At 59.7% G+C, this 18,631-nt stretch carries 20 protein-coding genes; 1 reads left to right on the top strand and 19 read right to left on the bottom strand.

The genetic code is table 11. From position 1 onward, the window contains the following. Positions 1-47 precede the first annotated feature (47 nt). The 10 genes from L1P09_RS15555 to L1P09_RS15600 form a co-directional block, all read right to left on the bottom strand. Positions 48-272: a hypothetical protein gene (locus tag L1P09_RS15555; protein WP_029887516.1), complete on the bottom strand. Its 225-nt coding sequence runs from the start codon at positions 270-272 to the stop codon at positions 48-50. A gap of 61 nt (positions 273-333) precedes the next feature. Beyond that, positions 334-504 carry a hypothetical protein gene (locus L1P09_RS15560; RefSeq protein ID WP_016485726.1) on the bottom strand — a complete coding sequence of 57 codons (171 nt, stop codon included), beginning with the start codon at positions 502-504 and terminating at the stop codon, positions 334-336. Then, positions 488-784 carry a hypothetical protein gene (locus L1P09_RS15565; RefSeq protein WP_235767830.1) on the bottom strand — a complete coding sequence of 99 codons (297 nt, stop codon included), beginning with the start codon at positions 782-784 and terminating at the stop codon, positions 488-490. Before L1P09_RS15565 ends, L1P09_RS15560 begins: the two co-directional genes overlap by 17 nt. A 77-nt stretch (positions 785-861) precedes the next feature. Further along, positions 862-8,076: a DUF1983 domain-containing protein gene (locus L1P09_RS15570; RefSeq protein ID WP_235768968.1), complete on the bottom strand. Its 7,215-nt coding sequence runs from the start codon at positions 8,074-8,076 to the stop codon at positions 862-864. A 53-nt stretch (positions 8,077-8,129) separates the two neighbouring features. Beyond that, positions 8,130-8,528, bottom strand: coding sequence for a DUF6950 family protein (locus L1P09_RS15575; protein WP_235767831.1), 399 nt, complete (start codon positions 8,526-8,528; stop codon positions 8,130-8,132). Positions 8,529-8,533: 5 nt separating this feature from the next. Next, complete coding sequence (locus L1P09_RS15580) at positions 8,534-9,130, bottom strand: hypothetical protein (protein ID WP_235767832.1); 597 nt, start codon at positions 9,128-9,130, stop codon at positions 8,534-8,536. Beyond that, positions 9,130-9,714, bottom strand: coding sequence for a hypothetical protein (locus tag L1P09_RS15585; protein WP_235767833.1), 585 nt, complete (start codon positions 9,712-9,714; stop codon positions 9,130-9,132). Before L1P09_RS15585 ends, L1P09_RS15580 begins: the two co-directional genes overlap by 1 nt. 39 nt (positions 9,715-9,753) lie before the next feature. Then, entirely contained in the window at positions 9,754-10,065 is a 312-nt protein-coding gene (locus L1P09_RS15590) for a hypothetical protein (RefSeq protein ID WP_235767834.1), read from the bottom strand. Positions 10,066-10,074: 9 nt separating this feature from the next. Next, positions 10,075-12,852: a tape measure protein gene (locus tag L1P09_RS15595; RefSeq protein ID WP_235767835.1), complete on the bottom strand. Its 2,778-nt coding sequence runs from the start codon at positions 12,850-12,852 to the stop codon at positions 10,075-10,077. A gap of 55 nt (positions 12,853-12,907) precedes the next feature. Further along, on the bottom strand, positions 12,908-13,204 hold the full coding sequence (locus L1P09_RS15600) for a zinc ribbon domain-containing protein (RefSeq protein WP_054572988.1): 297 nt from the start codon (positions 13,202-13,204) through the stop codon (positions 12,908-12,910). A gap of 124 nt (positions 13,205-13,328) precedes the next feature. On the opposite strand from L1P09_RS15600, the gene L1P09_RS15605 reads away from it, so the two are divergent. Further along, entirely contained in the window at positions 13,329-14,045 is a 717-nt protein-coding gene (locus L1P09_RS15605) for a DNA translocase FtsK (RefSeq protein ID WP_054572989.1), read from the top strand. On the opposite strand, the gene L1P09_RS15610 is transcribed toward L1P09_RS15605, so the two are convergent. The 9 genes from L1P09_RS15610 to L1P09_RS15650 all read right to left on the bottom strand — a co-directional run bounded on the left by L1P09_RS15610 (position 14,042) and on the right by L1P09_RS15650 (position 18,616). Further along, a complete protein-coding gene (locus tag L1P09_RS15610; RefSeq protein WP_235767836.1) occupies positions 14,042-14,281 on the bottom strand; it encodes a hypothetical protein in 240 nt (79 codons plus the stop codon). The genes L1P09_RS15605 and L1P09_RS15610 overlap by 4 nt on opposite strands. A 107-nt stretch (positions 14,282-14,388) precedes the next feature. Further along, positions 14,389-14,829: a hypothetical protein gene (locus L1P09_RS15615; protein WP_054572991.1), complete on the bottom strand. Its 441-nt coding sequence runs from the start codon at positions 14,827-14,829 to the stop codon at positions 14,389-14,391. Positions 14,830-14,886: 57 nt separating this feature from the next. Further along, a complete protein-coding gene (locus tag L1P09_RS15620; RefSeq protein WP_235767837.1) occupies positions 14,887-16,056 on the bottom strand; it encodes a phage tail tube protein in 1,170 nt (389 codons plus the stop codon). 64 nt (positions 16,057-16,120) lie between these two features. Then, the gene (locus L1P09_RS15625; protein ID WP_054572992.1) at positions 16,121-16,642 is read right to left on the bottom strand and encodes a KilA-N domain-containing protein; all 522 of its coding nucleotides are present in this window, start codon (positions 16,640-16,642) and stop codon (positions 16,121-16,123) included. 125 nt (positions 16,643-16,767) lie between these two features. Beyond that, the gene (locus tag L1P09_RS15630) at positions 16,768-17,175 is read right to left on the bottom strand and encodes a phage tail terminator-like protein (protein ID WP_235767838.1); all 408 of its coding nucleotides are present in this window, start codon (positions 17,173-17,175) and stop codon (positions 16,768-16,770) included. Then, a complete protein-coding gene (locus L1P09_RS15635; RefSeq protein ID WP_235767839.1) occupies positions 17,172-17,561 on the bottom strand; it encodes an HK97 gp10 family phage protein in 390 nt (129 codons plus the stop codon). Before L1P09_RS15635 ends, L1P09_RS15630 begins: the two co-directional genes overlap by 4 nt. 2 nt (positions 17,562-17,563) lie before the next feature. Next, a complete protein-coding gene (locus L1P09_RS15640; RefSeq protein ID WP_235767840.1) occupies positions 17,564-17,947 on the bottom strand; it encodes a glutamate 5-kinase in 384 nt (127 codons plus the stop codon). Between the two features lies 1 nt (position 17,948). Then, entirely contained in the window at positions 17,949-18,320 is a 372-nt protein-coding gene (locus L1P09_RS15645) for a hypothetical protein (RefSeq protein WP_054882229.1), read from the bottom strand. Then, a complete protein-coding gene (locus L1P09_RS15650; RefSeq protein WP_054882230.1) occupies positions 18,320-18,616 on the bottom strand; it encodes a hypothetical protein in 297 nt (98 codons plus the stop codon). The genes L1P09_RS15645 and L1P09_RS15650 overlap by 1 nt, the downstream gene beginning before the upstream one ends. Positions 18,617-18,631 lie beyond the last annotated feature (15 nt).

The raw sequence follows: 18,631 nt of genomic DNA on the forward strand, positions 1-18,631 counted from the left end.
CGAAAAAAAGCCCGCGTTGGGCGGGCATTGGGTGGTTGCGAACGCCGTCAGGCAGCAGGCGCCTCAGGCTCTGGTGCTGGCTCTGCCGGATCTTTTGCGCTGATGGAGACTTTGGCGGTGTAGTCCTTCAGCACTTGGGCGACACAGACCTGGGCGGCCGGGAACTGGCTCAAAATCTCGCGGGCTCGGGCGTCGGCCTCCTCCTGTGTGGCGTAGCGAGTTTTGTTGGCAACTTCGTAGTCATTGCTCAGGTTGATGGCGACAAATGGCATGGGTAAATCTCCAGGCAAAAGAAGCCCGCTCGATGGCGGGCATTGGGTAGTTGGCTTGGGTTCAAGCCTTGGGGTATTGCTGTTTGATCTGCTGCAGGGTCGAGAAGAACGGCTCAGCCTTGGGCATATGCCCTTGATTCATCGCATGCCAAAGCATGTCCAGTTGCTCCTCCACCGGCGGGTACTCGGCCGCACGGCGCTTGGTGTGGTCGCTCTTATGCTGGATTTTCAATGGTGAATTCCTGATCGCGGTAGGGCCATTTGCTGACGGTGATCGTGTAACTCCCCGGGTGAGAGAACTCCAGTTCGATATCCGATCCGTCTGCCGTATACATCTGCCCCTCAATTGTTACAGAGGCACCCGCAGGAACAGCCTTCAGCCAGTTGCCCTCAAGCACCGCTGTGCCATAGGGGCGAGGCATGGGCGCCTGATCAACGATGAAAAACTCCCTCTCGTTGACCAGGGCATCCACCCTGACGTAGGGGAGCTTGGTGTTGGCACGAATGATCATGTCTGCCAGATCCTCCTGACAGCTGAGGACCGAGCAAATCCTCCCGGCCTTGTCATAGGTCACGTAAGTTCGAAGGCTCATCGCTTGCACCCCAGAGCAGAAATGGATTTGTTGGTGACGACAATATTGCCGCTCTCGGCCCACCAACGGGCTTTGACTTTGAACGTGCCAGCACCCACGGCTAGCGCACCAACCAGAACCGGGGAAACCGAAACTGCAGCGCCTCCGGCCGCGGATACCAAGGTGCCTTCGACGTACAGCTCAAAACGCGACAGATTTGGCGAACCGTTATATTCCTGGGAACAGGAGAACTGCACCTGAATCATCCCCGGCTGATCCAGGGTGATATACACCGCGACCAGGTCGATCCAGTTGCCGGCGCCCGCGCCCGCCGTTCCCTCAGAGGTGAAGTACGCCACCGGCACTGTTACTGCGTTTCCACGGATACGCAGCGTGTCTACCTCGGCCTCTCCGATCTTGGCGCTGGTGATGGAGCCATTCGCAATCTTGGCGTTGATGATGCTGCCATCGCGAATGAACGCATCGTTCATGAACACCTGGCCGCCTTGAATCGCAAACGGGCTGACGTAACCATTGCCGGCGGCGTTGATTACCGCGAACTGGTCCGCCAAGACGGCCACGACCGACTGCAGCACACCATTCTGGTTCTGAATGCCTACTCCAATCCCACCGAGCGCATAAACTCCGCTTTGCGTAACTGCAACCTTGATCGAGAACTGAGCGTTGACCCGATTATTCAATCCGGTCTGCGCGGTACTGATCTGCTGTACCGAAGCATTGGTGGCCCCCAAAGACGATTGGGTGCTCTGGATTTGCTGGCTGAGCGCGGTAACGGCATCGCTCCGAGCTGTGGCCTCGTTTTGGATTGCCGCATTAGCGGCGCCCACCGACGTCAGCAGGCCCTCAATCCGTTGCGACTCTGCGTTAAGCGTGGCACCTTGCTGGGTCACAGTGGATGTGACCGACTCGAGGGCGCGGCTGGACGCCCCGGGTGCCACGCGTCCGACAGCAATCCAGTCGACGTCAAAGGCCCCACCTGAAGTGTTGCTCAGGTCAAGCCGCAACTGGGTGATCACGCTCGACACCCAATCGGTACCACCAGCGGTTAACGCCGCCATGTCCCACTCGACGACGGCCGTTTGTCCGACTGCCAAGCTGGGATTCACGGCCTGCTTGTAGTAGTTGCCCCACCCGTGGCTGGCGGTCGAGTAGAACAACTTTCCATCCCAGTCCGAGGCCGCTCCGGCCCGCCGTGTGATGCGGGCACGGACCACCGAAAACACGCTGCCAGCCAACGACAGCCCTCCTCGAATCAGCTGCGGGTCGTTGTTTGTGGCGGTTACGCGCATGGCCCCCGCAGTCGCAACGGTGATGGTCGCACCCGAAGCGGTCCAGCCCTCTACATCAGTATCGAACTGCCACAGACCGCTGGGCGCTGGGTCAAGACCCGATGCACCAAGCCCGCTCTGGATCGTACCAACGCTGCTGGTCAGGTCGACAAGGCTGGCGGATTGGCTGGTGTTCACGCCCTCCGCCGCGCTCACACGGTTGGTCAGCGACTGCAGGGCCGACGCCTCGGCCTTGGTCGCCACTTGACTCAATGCCGACTGAGCGGCAGTCGCCGCATCGGTCGCCACTTTGTCGCTCACCGCCACCCAGGTGGTGCCGTTCCAGCGTTTGGGCGTGTTGGCATTACCGGTGGTGTCGATCCACAGGTTTTGCGTCAGGCGCTTGTCAGCGGTCGGCGCGGTGGCGCCATAGATCACCTCGCCTTTGGCGCCGGCCGCCGTAGCGGCTGCCTGCGCCGCCTGCTGGGCGCTCGTCACATTGCCATTAGTGGTGGCCAGGTTGTTTTCCAGGCTGGTGGTCCTCCCGGCCACACTGGAAAGGTTAGCGCCCTGCTGGCTAACGGATGACGTAAGTCCATCCACCGCGCTCGAAAGAGAACTGGCAGCAGCAGCGGCGACCCGGCCGTTATCCCTCCAGCCGGACATGGATGCACCCAACTCAAGCTGTGCACGGTCAAACTCAACCCAGCCGGCCGTAACGTTGCTGCCATCGTCAGAACGAACGCGCAACAAGATGTCCGTAGTGACGGTGTCGGCAGGCGCCGCCTGCGATGTGTAGGAGGCGCGCTTCCAGGCTGCCCCCAAGACAACGTTGATTGGGCCATGAGTGCCAATGGTGGCAAAGGCAGCGTTCTTGAACTGGAAGAACATCTGCAAGGCCAGGCCGGGCGTGCCCCTGACGTGCGTAGAGACAGTGGAAATTTGGCCCGGACTGAGTTTTGGCTGAGTGGCACTGCGCAACGCAAAGTCAATGTATGCAGAACCTGACCCAGCCACCAGGCCTGATACATCAAGCCTTTGGGCTTTGGCGCCGGGCTCCAGCGTCGAATCAACCAAGCTCAACGCAGCGGATGCCGGCCCCCTCGCCACCCAGCCATCTGCGATATTGGCGTCTGTTGCCAGCGGCCTCTCAAATGATGGGTTGTACAGTAGGTTCTCACCCCCGACATCACCAATGCTGTTTTTGAGCTGGTTCAGCTGGGTTGAGGCACTGGTGAGTCCAGATTCAGCAACAGCAACTCTGCTCGTCAACGCCGTGGTAGCGGAAGCATTGGTAGCGATATCCGCTGCGGCGATAAGCCCATTGTCCCGCCAGCCGGTGGCGCGATCTCCATTCTCAAATTGAGCGCGATCCCACTCTACGAACCCTGCCGATACTGAGCTTCCCGCCGGCGCACGAACGCGATACAGGATATCCACCGACACTGCCCCCACAGGTGCAGTCGCAGGGCTGACAGCCACCCTCTGCCAAGCATCTGCCAACATAAGATCCGTTGGCCCCGTCGTCGCAAGGGTATTTCCCGATGCCCCTTTGAACTGGACGAATACCTGGGCCTGTAGACCTTGCGCGCCCCGCACATAGATCGATGCGGCATAGATCTGGCCTGCGGAAACAGGCGGCTGATCACCAATTGAGGGCGCCAGGTCAACGAACGACGAGCCCGAGCCCGGAACGAGCCCGGTCACATCAAAGCGCTGCGCCTTGCCGCTTGGGTCTAACGTGGAGGCAACCAGAGAACCGCTGTAACTGCTATTGGCGTTGCCGACGCGCCAACGCTCTGCAACTGCCCCGGTGCCGCGATCAAAGGACGGATTGAAGAGCATGTTGTCGCTGCCCACAGTAGACAATGAGGCATCAATGCCGGTAATCGCCTGGCCATTGGCAGTGATTGCCGAACCTTGCTGATTTACAGCGTTGCTCAAGGATTGAACTGTCGATGCATCAGCTTTCAAAGCGACCTGATTAAGCGCGGACTGTGCAGCTGCCGCCGCGTCAGTAGCCGCCTTGTCCGTAACGGCTACCCAGGAACTGCCGCTCCAGCGCTTGGGCGTGTTGGCATTGCTCGTGGTGTCGATCCATAGATTCTGCGCCAATCGATCATCGACAGCCGGCGCTGCCGCCTGAATGATCACCTTGCCCTTCCCGCCAGCCAGCGTATTTGCTGCCGCAGCCGCTTGCTGAGCGGTAGCTACGTTCTGGTTGGTGGTTGTTAAGCTGGTTTGCAATCCAGTGATCTTCTGGGCCTGTGACGACAGCCCCTGCTCGTTTTGAGCGACCCTGCCTGTCAATGCACTGGTTGCTGAAGCATTGGCTGCGATATCCAAGCGTTGCAGGGATCCATTGTCGCGCCAGCCTGAAGCCACCGTACCAGTTTCGCATTGAGCGCGATCCCACTCGACATATCCCGCCGTCACTGAGCTACCCGCTGGTGACCTGAGCCGAAGCAACACTTCGGTTGCCACCGATCCAGCAGGCGCAGCCTTGGAGGTGAGGGTCGCCCGTTGCTGCACGCCACTCAAGACCAGTTCAGATGGTCCGTGAGTGGCAAGCGTGACCCCGGCGCTGTCCTTGAATTGAAAGAAAATCTGAACGGACAAGCCCGCAGTGCCTTTCACATCGGCAGACACAGTCAAGACCTGGCCAGCGCTAACCTTGGGTTGGTAGGACGTACTTCGGCACGCCAGATCTATGAAAGTTGATCCGCTTCCAGCTATGAAGCCAGATGCATCAATCCTTTGTGCTTTTCCGCCAGGTGCGATTGTGGAATCCACCAACGACCAGGTGGCCGTAGCGGAAACGCCGATGCGCCAACCCTCTGCGAGATTGGGATCTGCTGCTGATGGCCTCTCAAACGAAGGGTTATAGAAAAGGTTCTCGCCGCCCAGATCCCCCAACGATGCGCTGATAGAGGTTAGCGCTTGGCCGTTGGCCGCGATGTCCGTCCCATTTTGATCGACCCTGTTGTTCAAGCTTTGGACAGTTGACGCATCGGCCTTTTTGCTCACGCTGTCGGTCAGCGAAGTCAGTGCCTGGCTCTGCGATGTCAGCTGCTGGTCCTGGGCCGCATCCTTCTGCTCGGTCGCTGTAACGCGGCTGGTCACCTGCTGCAGCGCCTGGGAGCTGGCCTTTCCGTCGATGCTGGTTTGCATGCCGTCCAGGCGGGTCGCCTGGGAAGAAAGCTTGCCTTCCGCATCGCTAACACGGGTGGTCAGGCTGCTCACCACACTCGCATCAGCCTTCTGCGCAACCTGGCTCAGCGCCGACTGAGCGGCAGCTGCTGCGTCGGTGGCCGCCTTGTCCGTGACGGCAACCCAAGCGCTGCCGTTCCACCGCTTGGGTGTATTGGCGTTGCCGGTGGTGTCGATCCACAGGTTCTGCGTAAGCCGCTTGTCAGCGGCCGGCGCGGTTGAACCGTAGATTACCTCGCCCTTGGCACCCGCCGCTGCAGCCGCGGCCTGAGCGGCTTGTTGGGCCGCCGTCACGTTGCCGTTGGTGGTGGTAAGGCTCGACTGCAGGCCCGAGATCTGCTGGGCCTGGGCTGAGGTGGCGCCCTCCAGGGTTTCGACTTTGGTTTCCATGGTCTGGACGCGCGCGGCCATGCCGTTGGCAGTCACCACCGCCTGGCCAACATCGGTCCAGTAGGTGGCGTTCGGCGGTGGCGTGTTCAGCGGTACCGCTTTAAGGGCCTGGTACAACTTGCCATCACTGCCCAGGGCGCTTTGCCCGACGCTGTAGGCCTTGTCTTTCCGGTACGGCAACGAGCCGGCCAAGGCCGAGACGTTGGCGATCTGCTGCTGCAGGTCGGCCTTGGCAGCCGACACATCACCGCTCACAGCAGTGATCTGCTGCTGCAAGTTGCCTTTGGTGGTGTTGAGGGCGTTGTTCACCTCGCTGATCTGCTCAGCCAGCTCGGTCTTGGCGGCACCCACTCGCTCGTTCACCGAGCCAGGACCGTTCATGTCAATCAGGTCGATGCGCTTGGTCAGCTCCTGACCCAGCTCGCTCTCGGTGATCTGGCCAGCAATCACCTCGAGCATCTGTGTCGGGTCACTGGAGGTAGCAGCGAGAACGTACAGGAAGTCACTCTTCCCATAGGCATTCGCCGAGCGAACGTAGTAGGAATACTCCTTCGCGAACGCCAGGCCGGTGTGGGTGAAGGTCAGCCCCTGCCCCAGGTATACAGCGTCAGCGATAGGCGCCGACGGATTGGTGGCATAGAAGTACTCATAGGTACCGCCGTTGAGGCGGTTCTGCAGGTTAGCCGGCACCAGCGTGATAGTGTCAACCGACGCATAGACGGCGCAGCTCTCGGGCACGGGCGGGCCGCCCACGTTGACATTGATGGTCGCCTCTCCCGAGCGGGTGCCGGGGCCGAAGGCAACGACGCTCATGGCGTAGGTGCCAGAGGTCAGGCCATTGATATTGCAGCTTGAGGCTTCACCGCCAACCTTGAGGGACTGCACGACCTCAGCGCCCTTGCGGATCGTCACCGTGTAGCTCAGCACGGTCTGCACTGGCGGTGCCCAGCTGAGCACGCCCTGGACAACTTCGGCCACGCCGCTTGGGGTCCAGGCCAGGCCGGTGACAGCAGCAAGGCCGCCAACAGGCAGATTGATGAAGCCCAGCGGATCGTAAGGCTGGCCCACCGCGTCATCAAAGATGGCCTGCTCGTACGGTTTGAGGGTCACTTTGCAGGCATCGGCAGCGCCCATGGTCCATTCGGTGACCATGAATTCGCCCAGGATGTTCAGCGAAGGCAGATCGACCTTGACTGCACGCCCCGGGCGGCAGTTGTAGCCGTTGAAGTTGAGCGGTACAGACAGGGAACCGCCCGAGCGCCGACGGCGCAGGCTGATGTTGGCAAGGCGCTGAGCCAGGTAGGCGTCTGTCACATAAGCAAACGACTGCGACTCAGCCAGCTCGCCGCCGTCTGTTGCGATCCAATCCTGAATCGCAACCTCCGGATAGTCGGTCTCTGCCCAGGCCTGAGCAGGATCAACAAAGGTCCCGCGCATGGTGTTGATGGCATCGCTGTTGCTGACCTCGGTCGTACCTTCAACAGTGCCGATCACCATGTCTTCGTTGATGGTGAAGTCGGCTGGCCCGTAGTAGGCGCCCACCTGAAGCGACCAGCGCCCGCCAACCCGGATCAGCGTTCCCGCGCAGGCCGACAGCAGGTTATCCAGGACAGTATTGCGCTTTTCATCTGCGCCAATGACGGCGCCGGCGAAGTAACGGGGCGACATCTTGCCATCCGGACCGATGACGGTTTCATCGCAGATGTTGGCAGCACTCGCGAAGGACTGAAAAATGATTTCGTCGTCAGGGATCGCGCAGCGGTTGCGCAGGTACCAGAGGATCAGCAACGCTGTGTTGGCCGAGTAGCCGGAATTCCCGTTGCGGGGGTCATAAATGTCGCTGCGCCCATGGACCACGAAACGCACATCCGGGATGCCCGACGGAAACTTCTCGGCGTCATACTTGAACGACAACCGAACAAACGACAGGCCCCGGCCGATCTGCTCTTGGCGCCAGTCTGGGCAGTTTGCCAGGAGGAATGCGTTCACCTGGGTCGGATCAATGATCACCTCGGACGTGGCATTCTCCCCCAGGTCAGACAGCGGACGCTCATCCACGTAGATCTCATCGACCCCCGCGATGGCGCCCTCGGACAGCACGTAGACGATGTGAATCCACTCTCCACTGGTCTGGTCGCCAGACTGTTCCTGGACCCAGGCGAGCACGCCGCCGGTGCTGGCCCGACCGAGAATGAAGCGCACCGGGGCTTTCGACGAGCGAACGGTCTGAGAGCTTGGTTCGGAGCTTGGGCCGCCAGAAATCTTTGCCGCACCAGTCAGGCCCGCAAAGACTCCTTGCACACCACCAAACACATCCTTGAACGCGCCCACCGGGTCGTACATCGCCTTGATCGGCGCAGTGACGAGCTTGACGACTGATTTGATTGATTTGCCCACTATTCAACTCTCCAGGCCACCAAGGGCTCACAATCAACGGCTGCAGCACCAGACTCAGTGGCCGCCCAATACCGGCCGCTCCAGAGCACTGCCACGCACTTCCCCGACGCGTTCTCGAAACTGACAATGTCGCCGCGCTGGGCGAACTGCACATCAACCCTTTCGAAGTAGGTATCGAGCACCGCCTCGACTGAGCCGTGCGTCGACGCCATCACGCGCTTGGCGCCGATCTGCGTCTTGTATCGCCCGCGGTATTCTTTCGCCGGATCAACGCCACAGATAGCCGCCGCGCAGTCAGCGACAAACAGGCAGCAGTCAAATTCGCCCCACAAAAAAGGCCGCTCGAAAGCGGCCTGAATGGTCTCGTGTAGCCTCGTGGGCCAGTCTCGATAGCGCATGACGTTTACTCGTAGGTGAAGGACGGCGCGTCTTTCTTGGCGCCCCAGTAGATGGGCCATTCGGCCATCTGCGCGACGGCATAGAAGAAGCGGTCGCCGTCATGACGGGCGCGGTGGTTCTCGTCCGTCCAGCGCTCTGTGCCAACCCGGTTCCACTCGGCCATCCGGTCGATGATGGTGACCGTGATCGTGCTGTCGCCCGTCGAGCCGCCGTAGGACAGCTTGGCCGCGTCCATACGGCCGCTGAACAGGATGTCGGCCGCATAATTCCCGGCCTCGTCATAGACGACAAACATCAGACGAGCCGACCGGCCTCGGCAGCCCGCGACTGAGGTCTGGGAAAGGATGTAGCTGTCTAGGCCATTCAGCGTCAGATCAATGGACAGGGAGGAACCCGAGTCAGCGCTTTCGCTGGCTTGGCCCACTTCGCCGAAAGTGCCAACGCCGTCGTAGGCGTAGCCGTTGATGATCAGCTGGCCGGTGCCCGTGTGGGCCCTGACCATGCCGTCGGCAAAATCCAGCTCGCAGGCGAATACAGGCGTGAAATTGCCGGCAGCAATGATGTTCAGCACCGACTGGGAAAATGGGAAAACCGCAGCCATTAGAAGGCCTCCCGACATTCGATAGAAAGCTCAGCCACAACAGGCCTGACTGAAAGGGTGTAGCTATCCTCGGTGAGGCGCATGATCGAATAAGGGTTCCGATACTCCACCGCGGTGCCAACAACCAGAGCTGAGCGCAACCGTCTGTTGAGAGGCAAAATGGCCGTGCCATCGCCGTTCGAAAGCACGTCCTCAACCACCTCATGCATCACCCCGCCGATGGTGATGTAGTCGCCCTGGCTAAACACCCGACGACTGCCCTGCAGCCCGCTCAGGGTGATGGTTGAGGCCATGGCAGCCCCGACCTGCACAACCGGCGCGCCGATGTTGTCAGTCCGCTTTCGCGTGAACGCCGGCAGCTTGAACGTACCGAAGCGGCCCTGCAGGCGCCCCATGAAGGCAGTCACTATTCGGTCACGGTCTCGGGTCAACGGGGGTAGCGAAAGCGAGCACCTCCAGTACGAGCCCGGGTAACCCACGATCTGCTGGCTGTTGTTCAGCGAGGAGGTAAAGTCTCGGTTGTTGTAAACCATGCCCCAGTTCATCTGCGCCGGGCATACCTCGGTTGGCCATTCGATCGCCATTTTTCCACCTTGCGTTATTGCAGCAGATTCACTGCGCCGCTACTCAATGTCGGCGGCCTGATTCCAGAGCTCCCGAAGCTGCCCGCCAGGGCTGCCCATCTTCCCAACATTGTCGGCGATCTCTTTACTAAACCGCTGCTCGAAACTCCTGATGGTTACCGCAATATCCGCACTAATAGGCCCTTCATGCTGAATGACCGCCACTGCGCGCCCAAGCAGCGAGCCAGCCAGTTCGGCCCGACTCCTGACTTCCTGCATTGGGGTATCCCCATCAATCTTCCCCATAAAAAACTCTGCAAATAGATCGGAAAGTTTGCCCGCCAGATCTTCCTTGTCCCAGTCGATTTTCATTGGTTCTCCTTAGAGTTTCTTGCGGATGCTTTGCATCATTGGACCGTTACGATTGATGTCATGTTGGAATGATTTAGCCACCCTCATCCCCATTTGTTCAATCATGGCAACCGTTTGAGGGCTCACATCGCCGTTCACGTTGAAGACTTGGTTAACAGTCACAGGCCGCCCTCCACCATCAGACTGCTGGCCTTCTGTGCGACCCTTACTGCCCTTGGTCACTGACAAGTTCTCGCTGGCGAATGAGACCCGCTCATTCGAGTTGATCGCCTCCAGCAGAGCGCGGTTTCGCTTGGTCGCCGCAGCATTCACCACGAATTCGCCGTCACTCAGGCGGGCCATGATGCTGTCGGAGGTGCCGGTACCGGCGCCGGACACATAGCCACCGGTGGCGAAGCCCGGGATCACGGCCAGGCTGGATGCCAGAGCAGTGGTCGAGGTCAGCGCGGCCGCTGCAGGAACGGAGTTGGCGCCCAGCGTTGCAAGGGATGCCATCGCCGCCGCCGGTGCCCAGGCCGTGGCCGTGGTACCCGCCAGGATCATGCTCTGGCCGGCCGCAGCGGTGCCGAGAGTGGCGTTCAGCGCAGCATTCAGCGCCATCTGCACGCCCATCTTCACGAAACCGGCGATGATCTCGCGCACCACGTTCGAAGCGATATCGCCAAGCGTGCTCATGGACAGCTGCCCGCTCATGATCGCGTCGGTGATATCGGTCGAGATGGTGTTGAATGCGTTGGAGAAGATCGACTGCGTTTGCCCGGCAATGTCGCGCGCCTGGTTACCGAAGTTCTGCACGGCAGCCGTCCACCCGTTGATCGGGTTGAGCATGGCCTGGTCCATCATCGCCCAACCGTTTTGCATCTCAGCTATGCGCTGAGGCAGGTACTCACGCTGTAGGTCGATCTGCCTTTGGATGGCCTGTTTTTCTCTTTCTGATTCAGTCCGATCCCTCTCGGTCATCAGATTCTGAATCGTGGTGTTCGTGTCGCGGACCAGTTGAATCTGACTTCTTGCTCGCTCCGCTTGCAGGTCCCCCGTTCCGACAGCTGCGGCATTGACCCTGTTTTCTTCACGATCAGTTTGCAGCTGCCGCTCAAGTTGCGCCCGGTACTGCTCGGCAGCCGTCAGCCCTTTGGCTCCCTTGATTGCAGAGGCGTAGTTGATCGAGGCCTGAGCGAGAGCCTTGCTGTATTCCTCTTGAGTGATCTTGCCTCGACTGAAGGCAAGTTGAAGCTGCCCCTCCTCTTTGGCCAGAGCCCTGGCTGCCTCTGCTGCTGGGTCATATTGAGCGTAGAGACGGGAGAATGTGTTGAGCGCCTCGGGCAAGCCCTTCCCTTGCGCTGCAGCTGCCTTTGTAGCGGCAGCGGCTGCAGCCTTAGAAGCCTTTTCTGCTGCCGCCTTGGCATCCTTCTCCTCAGCGTACTTCAGCAGCAGTTTTTCCTGCTCCGGCAGAAGCTTGCCAAGCTCGCCAGCTTCAATTGCATACCTTACCTTGGCTGCCTCTGTATTATCACCCTGGAGTGCTGCCTGCTTCTTCAGGCTGGCCAGCAGTTTTTCGTATTCAGCATTAACGACTGTTGCCGGCTCTTCGCCTTTTGGCTTCTGCGAACCGGTCCCCGCTGCTGCTGACTCCATCTTGCTTACGATGGCTCTGACCGCAGCGGACTTTTCCTCAAGCTCTTTGATCTCGGCATCAATCTCTGCTCGGTCGTAGAACTTGAACTTGAAAAAGACCGTATCAGCTGGGTCATCCTTTGCCAGCCTTGACCTTGCATTCTGCAGATCACGAATACCGGCCATGGTGACGCTGAGCTCGTTGTTCAGCCCCGCTACTGTTTGCTTGTCCTTGCGGAAAAAGTCCAGAAACTCGCCGGAGTTGAACCCATCCATTGCCCGAGCGAGCGCCGCGATCCCGCCGGCTAGCCTGCTGCTTGCCCCAGTAGCCTCGTCCAGTCTTCCGACCGTGGTGATCAAGGCGTTGTTGAAAGAGGTAATCGCTTGGCCGACGGTTAGCGTCATGGCCGAGCTGAGTTCATCAACCTTGTCTTTTTGATTTTGCAGGGCCTGAACGACCGCTGCGGATGTGAGCTTACCTTCCGCACCCATAGCCCGCAGCTGTCCGATTGTCACTCCAAGACCGCGGGCAATAGCCTGGGCCAGCGCTGGCGTCTGCTCCATGATCGAGTTGAGCTCGTCACCACGCAATGTCCCAGACGCCAATGCCTGCCCAAACTGGACCATCGCCGCATCAGCGGCCTGTGTACTTGCGCCACTGAGAGCGACAGTCTTAGCCACAGTTTCGGTTACGCTGGCTACATCGGCGAAGTCAAGCCCGAGCTGCCTGGCGTTCTGTGCCACCCGCTGGTAAACCTGGGCCGTAACCTCAAGCGTTTGACGAGAATTTTGAGCAACCTGATAGACGGATTCCTGGGCGAATGCCAGCTGTTCAGAGCCTTCAGTTACCAGCCGGAGCCTGTTTGTCAGGTTCACATACTGCTCGGCAGCTGCGGCTATCTTTGCGACACTGAACGCCGCTGCAATCGGCCCAGCCAGCCCTGTGACAACGGAAGCCAATCGGTCGGTCTGGCCCTCGAGCGCCCTCACCTTAGAGGCACTGGTTGATGCCTGGTTACCCATCTCGCGGATACCGGTCTGAGCCTTATCCATGGCAGGGTCGACACGATTACCGGCCGATTCCAAGGCATTCAGGTCCTTGGTCATTGCTCGGGCATCACGCTGGGCGCCCCTGGAGTCAATCGTAACCGCCAGGCGAGACTCTTGGTTCATACAAACTCCGGGCACAAAAAAGCCCGCACGTGGCGGGCTTCGGTTGAATATCTGCTCAGTCTACGACTGGCTCTAGGTCAGAGGAGCAGTGTTTGCACTTGATAGCCTCCCTCTGGACCACCTCGGCGCAGTAAGGGCATTTCCGATAGTTGGCGGATGACCCGAATTTCTTCGCGATTTCGATGCTTTTGGCGTCGTCAACTCCGACCGGATTAACCAGCCAGATGGCAATCAGGGCAAAAATAGAGAACAGAAATCCAAGCGCAAACCATGCGCCAGCGCTACGCCCTTTCTGCTTAGCGAAATAGGCCGTAATTGCGGCGACTGCCAGCCAAACAATCAAAATCTCCACGGCATCCCTCCTGTATGAGGCGTGCAATTTACCATCATCAGCATGCAGTAAAAAAACAAAACGTGACGATTCATCATGGCAAGCTTCAAGATGTCGCTCTCATCACCCATCAGAAGGAATGGTCATGTCATGGTGGAGCAGCCTGTTCGAAGGAAAAAAAAGGCGAAAACAAGAGGCTTCGGCAAAGCCGACCCTTTCCGAAAATGATGATGATCTCTATCCGGAGGCCGTAGATCGAGTCATGAGCTCTGGAAATTGCTCTGTTTCTTTCGTTCAGAGCACATTCCACATAGGCTTCCTAAGAGCCAGCAAGCTTATTGATGCCATGGAGCGAGACGGCATCATCAGCCCATTGGGCACTTCAGGTTCCCGCCGGATATTGAGCGATCAGGAGCGCGAAAACATAAAAAGGTCAGTGTCTACTGATGGCAAGCGCCCTGACGCTGACGATCCTTTTGATCGCGAGTTTTACTTCGTCCCATACCCTCGCATATCGACGCCACATTCAGACCTTTTGCTTTCTGGGACGAAATGCTACATGGGCGATCCCGTGTTCGCCGAGCTTGCCATCAGGCATGGTCGTTGGGTTCCGTCTAACAAGAGCGGCCAGGTTTCTGATTTTTTCACCCATACCGATATCGGGCAGCTTGACTTCGCAATCAATGATTACATCGATTTTTTAGTCGAAGTCAGAGCCGTCGTCGAAAGCGATCTCCCATCGCAGACGAAGTACGAGATGATCATAGCTATCGGTCAACTAACCGGCTCTGACGGCCATAGCCATGAAGCCTTTATCGAGGCCCATGGCGGCATTAAGCGATTTCTCGCCAAGGTTATCTAGCTGACTTTTCCGTCGCGCTTTCGCTCTTGAGCTTTGACCTCGTCCCAGTACCGGCGGTACTCGTCGTCAAGGGCGAAGATAGCGCCGTCGAACTCTTCGCGGCATATCATCGAGGGGTAGCGATCGAGATACTCACAGATCGCTGACGGCTCGATAGGAGCTGGCGCGCCCACCATGCCCACATACTGCCGGGACCGCCCAATGTGCACGTAAGCTTCCAGGATCTCGGCAACCACACCATCGATCTCCGGCTGCTCCGGGGCCGTAAGCCCGAGGCGCTCATGCTTCCAGCGCTTTTTCTCGTTCTCCGGCCCAGCCCAGTCCCTACCCCAGCGATATGCCGCTACTGCTTTTCCGAGGTTTCTGCTGCCCGTTCCTTGGCCCTGGTCATGATGTCCAGAGCAGCCCGGACAACTATCCAGTAAACGTCAGGCATCATCTTGAGCAGTTCAACGCCGAGCTTCGGCGTGTATTGGGCCGGGACGCCAGGGTTATCAGCAACGTCCACGCCCTGCCAGTCCTTGATCAAGTGGCGCGCCGCCAATTCAAAGTACAGATCATCGCCCGATTCGATCTCGACCTCTGCGACCGAGTCCAAGCTGAAGTCCTTGGTGCCCGCCTTCGTCTGAAGGTCGATCGAATCCAGGTGGCGCTGAATAATTGCCTTGTGTGACTTGAACATCGGGTTGCCGAAGGACGCTACGAGCAGCTTCGCTCCTGGCGCAAAGTCAACCCAGCGCTGACCCTCGATATCCAGCTCAGGCTTCTTGATGGTGATGCCCATGGTATTCCTCTGCGGTAAAAGGCCCGACGCACACCGCAGGGCGCGCCGGGCAAAGGTTTAAGCGGTTACGGTGACAGCGCAGGTGTCGGTCTTGGTGCCGTCTGCAGCGCTGGTGGCCGTGATGGTGGCGGTGCCAACGGCCAGGCCGGTGACAAGGCCGGTCTCGCTCACGCTGGCGATGGCCGGGGCGGAACTGGTCCAGGTGACTTGCTGGCTTGCACCGGCTGGGGTTACCACGACCTCGAGGTCGCCGGTGTCGCCCACTGCCAAGCTCAAGGTGGCCGGGGTGACATCCACGGCAGCCACAACGATCGGGGCCGGCAGGCGGGTGATGGTCGGGGCCACGCGGCGGGCCGTGTAGTTCAGTTCAACCTGGATGATGTCGGTCGAGCCGCCATCAGGCCAGTCAGCGGTCACTTCCATCTCGGGGATCAGGAACTTGTAGCCGCCGTCGGCGTTGCCGATGGTGAACTCCAGGCTGATCGCGTCGTTGGTCTTCTGCGCCTTCCACAGTTCGTAGGCCATCTTCGACCAGCTGATGGTGATCGCGCCGGACGGGGTGAAGGTGGTGGCGATGATGTTGCCAGGGTACGGGTTGCCGTTGCCGATGCAGCGCTGGGTTTGCACGGCGTTGTCGAACTGCAGGTTGAAGCTGTCGACGCAGGCGTTGTCCTCGCCGACTTGGACGCCGTTGATCTTCAGGCCGCTGATGTCCTTGAAGCTGAAGCGGCGCTGGCTGACCTCTGGCTGGGCGTTGATGATGAACGAGGTGTTGTCGCCCTTGTCATCCCAGGCGCGCGCGGCCATGGTCGTAGTGACCGTGACCTCGTTGTCGCCAGGGAAGTCGAAGTTCATGGTGGCGACTTGCACGCCGCGGGCGATTGCCGAGACACCGATGTCGGTCGCGTAGGAGGCGATCGAGAAGGTGATGCGGTCGTCGCCCATGGTCAGGACGTTGCCAGCCCAGGCCTTGCCGAAGCAGGAGGCCATGAACTCGTCCAGGGCGCCAAAGCGCCACTTGGTCTCGATGTCGCCACCAACGTCCACGGTGGTCTGGGCCGTGCCCTGCGACATCCGAGTGAAGCCGATTTCGTTGTTCTCTTCCGAGTTGAAGGTCGGCATCAGGCCGTTGCTGATGCGCGTCAGCACGTTCCAGTCGCCGGTCGGGGTCACGCCGGGGGTTACTTCTTTGATCCAGGCCAGCTGGACATTGGCTCCGCTCGACATGCGGTTTCTCCTATCGATAGGCGTAAAAAAACCGCCATGTGGCGGTGCATTGGTTGGGCTTGGATCAGGCCGCGTCGAGCCCAAGGGTCATTTGCAACTGGTCGCGCCAGTATTCGACCTGGTGCTCGAGGCCTGGCTTCTTGTTGCGCCAGCGAGCCAGCTCACGACCGCTGAGGCTTGCAACGGCCTTCGCGTCGTCAAGTGCACGACAAGCGCGGTCAAATTGCTGTTTCTCGTTCAGCTCTCCGCGCAGCAATGCATCAATGTGCAGGTCGGCCCATACGGCGAAGTCGTCGTCGAGCCAGCGAGCGAACGCAACGGCCAGCTTTGGGTGGAGCCAGGTACCCTGACCCTTACCGCCCTTCACTGCCTCGACAAGACCGAAGTGAGATTTTCCCACTTCGGTGTCCAGGCCCAGTGCTCTCGCCAGAGCCTTGAGGTAGCTGATGCTTGCGGGCAGGCGAAGCCAATCGACCGGGCGCTTGCCGAAGCGCTTGGCTACGTCCGTGGCGTTGATCCACCCGTCGCTGTTGAAGCGCACGGCTTTGCCTTGGTAGTGAAACGGAATGACGTTGCTCTCGATCATCTGTGACACCTCGTTCATCAGGCGAATAGAAACGCAGCCGGGGCGGACGGATGAACGAACATCCACCGTTCGGCTGTACGGGCCTAGGCTGCGTGTTGGGTTGCCTTGCGGCAGAAATTGAGGGCTCAGTAGGCCCGGTATGGGATCGACACGTTCACCTGGTACCAGCCGTGCCCGTCATCACCGATGGTATTGGCCGAGGCCGCGTAGCACTCGAACGGGCCGGTCGGGTCGCTGTAGAACTCGAAGTGCTGGACCAGCGTGTCGGCGGCCTTGGTGATGGCCAGGGTGCCCTTGTTACTGGGCACGAACAGCTGAACCATGATGATGCCGGTTCGGCGCACGCAGGGGCCGATGCCGACCTCTGGCGCGCTGGACAGGCCTGGAACGTCCGCCAGCCTGGCCCAGATGGGCTTGCCGGACGGGTCGAACGGCCCCTGCGGGTTGTTCGGGTAGTCGACAGCTGATGCGGGAATGCCCGCCCACTGCTGCATGCGACCAATGACAATGGCCCGGATCTGTTCGAAGGTCATGAGCTGTACTTCTGTACGACGCTGTTGAAAGAAACTCCGTAGATACCGGCGGGAGCCTGCTTCGAATGGCCATCTTCAAGCGGGACGGCGTACACCAGGTTGTTTTGGATAAACACTTGCGTGTAAGGCTCAAGGCCACTCATGGCCGAAAGCCCGCGAGCAAGAGTTTCGCCTCCAGAAGGGTCAACCACATCTAAGGTCGTGTATACCGGAGCTCCGATGCTCACGATGTTGTTTCCCTTGAATCGACCAGTATCGACCGGAGCTGCCAGAAGAACTAACTGGAGAATCTCCATTGAGATTGTGCGAACCCTCAGAGCAAGCTGCTCCTCGACCACGCCGGCGAATAGGCTTGGCGGTGTGCTCCATCCCCTGCTCTTGGCCATGGCTACTTCCTCAGCTGCATTCGGTAGGTGGCCGAAGCCGGGTCTGCGCGCACCGACTTGACCAGGTAGACCACCTGCTTGGACCGGTCCACCAGGTCTGGCGCAGTGATCTTGTGCCCAACCTCCGGGGTATCGGTGACCTCGTTGGCAAGCGCGGTGAGGCGCAGGTCGCCAACCAGGATGTTCACGTTGTCGATCCGGCTGTCTTCGTAGCGCGACAGCACGCCACGCCCGGCGTAGGTCACCGCCTGGGCGGTGCTCTCCTCGGTGACCGGATCAACGACACCAGGCCCCATGTACTCGCCAGTGAAGGCCAGCACCGCATCAGCCAAGTCCGTATTGAAGGCCTCGGCAAGATCAGCCTGCAGCTCATCGCGAAGTCCCATATCAGCCCCTCACGATCTTGGTTTGGCCGCTGCTATTGAGGTAATGCGCCAGCAGCGCCAGGGCAAACGACTCGCCCGCGCTGATGGTGCGCGATGATTCCGCGTAGGTTTTGCTGCTGGACGCCCCGTCAGCGTTGACCGACTTGGCCAGCACACCGGTTTCCTTCCTGCCGTAGATGTTGCCCGCCGCAGCCTCTCGGGCGATCTCGGCGCCTGCCTGAATCACGTCATCCGGTACCGGATCTAACTCAGGCAGGCCGAGATTGGTGAGCCAGGTGTTGGCCATCAGCACCGCCCGGGCCTTCTGGTCGGCGGGCGCCCAGGTTTGCCCAAGCAGGGCGTCTACCTGCTCGACGGTGATGTAGATGGTCATTACTTGGCCTCGCCCAGCAGCTTCTGGAGGTCTTCAAGGCTGGCGTCAGGGCTGAATTGCACGCCCTTTTCGTTCAGGGAGGCATGCAGCTTTGCCTTCAGCTCGGCTTCTTCGGCAGCCTTCTTGTCGGCCGCGGACTTGCCAGCCTTCGAGCCTTTGGCCTCCTTCAGCGGATCCGGGTGTTCGTAGTCATCGGGCGCGAAGCGCGCATCGATGATCTTGTACCCCTTCTGCCGCAGCTCGGCTTTTCGCTCAGGGCTGACCGGGTGCTTCTCGTAAATCACTTTCTCGCTCATGGCGATCTCCTGGGA

It is taken from the genome of Pseudomonas juntendi (assembly GCF_021560075.1).
Classification (GTDB): Bacteria; Pseudomonadota; Gammaproteobacteria; order Pseudomonadales; family Pseudomonadaceae; genus Aquipseudomonas; species Aquipseudomonas juntendi.